The sequence below is a fragment of the Bacillus cereus group sp. N21 genome, assembly GCF_016483395.1.
GTDB classification, from domain to species: Bacteria; Bacillota; Bacilli; order Bacillales; family Bacillaceae_G; genus Bacillus_A; species Bacillus_A pseudomycoides.
Map to the genome: position 1 here is coordinate 1 of NZ_JAEHBX010000189.1, position 1,392 is coordinate 1,392.

The following is a 1,392-nucleotide window of genomic DNA, read 5'->3' on the forward strand; positions in this document are numbered from 1 at the left end:
GCGAGCGAAACGGAATCTAGCCCAAACCAAGAGGCTTGCCTCTTGGGGTTGTAGGACATTCTATACGGAGTTACAAAAGAACGTGGTAGACGAAGTAGTCTGGAAAGGCTCGTCACAGAAGGTAACAACCCTGTAGTCGAAACTTCGTTCTCTCTTGAATGTATCCTGAGTACGGCGGAACACGTGAAATTCCGTCGGAATCCGGGAGGACCATCTCCCAAGGCTAAATACTCCCTAGTGATCGATAGTGAACCAGTACCGTGAGGGAAAGGTGAAAAGCACCCCGGAAGGGGAGTGAAAGAGCTCCTGAAACCGTGTGCCTACAAATAGTCAGAGCCCGTTAATGGGTGATGGCGTGCCTTTTGTAGAATGAACCGGCGAGTTACGATCCCGTGCAAGGTTAAGCTGAAGAGGCGGAGCCGTAGCGAAAGCGAGTCTGAATAGGGCGTTTAGTACGTGGTCGTAGACCCGAAACCAGGTGATCTACCCATGTCCAGGGTGAAGTTCAGGTAACACTGAATGGAGGCCCGAACCCACGCACGTTGAAAAGTGCGGGGATGAGGTGTGGGTAGCGGAGAAATTCCAATCGAACCTGGAGATAGCTGGTTCTCCCCGAAATAGCTTTAGGGCTAGCCTCAAGTGTTAGAGTCTTGGAGGTAGAGCACTGATTGAACTAGGGGTCCTCATCGGATTACCGAATTCAGTCAAACTCCGAATGCCAATGACTTATCCTTAGGAGTCAGACTGCGAGTGATAAGATCCGTAGTCAAGAGGGAAACAGCCCAGATCGCCAGCTAAGGTCCCAAAGTGTGTATTAAGTGGAAAAGGATGTGGAGTTGCTTAGACAACTAGGATGTTGGCTTAGAAGCAGCCACCATTTAAAGAGTGCGTAATAGCTCACTAGTCGAGTGACTCTGCGCCGAAAATGTATCGGGGCTAAATACACCACCGAAACTGCGGATTGATACCTTTAGTATCAGTGGTAGGGGAGCGTTCTAAGGACAGTGAAGTCAGACCGGAAGGACTGGTGGAGTGCTTAGAAGTGAGAATGCCGGTATGAGTAGCGAAAGACGGGTGAGAATCCCGTCCACCGAATGCCTAAGGTTTCCTGAGGAAGGCTCGTCCGCTCAGGGTTAGTCAGGACCTAAGCCGAGGCCGACAGGCGTAGGCGATGGACAACAGGTTGATATTCCTGTACCACCTCTTTATCGTTTGAGCAATGGAGGGACGCAGAAGGATAGAAGAAGCGTGCGATTGGTTGTGTACGTCCAAGCAGTTAGGCTGATAAGTAGGCAAATCCGCTTATCGTGAAGGTTGAGCTGTGATGGGGAAGCTCCTTATGGAGCGAAGTCTTTGATTCCCCGCTGCCAAGAAAAGCTTCTAGCGAGATAA

At 50.4% G+C, this 1,392-nt stretch carries 1 rRNA gene; it reads left to right on the forward strand.

Annotation, left to right across the window (positions count from 1 at the left end):
- Window positions 1-1,392: ribosomal RNA gene (locus JDS96_RS30385) — 23S ribosomal RNA — on the forward strand; the annotation flags it as partial.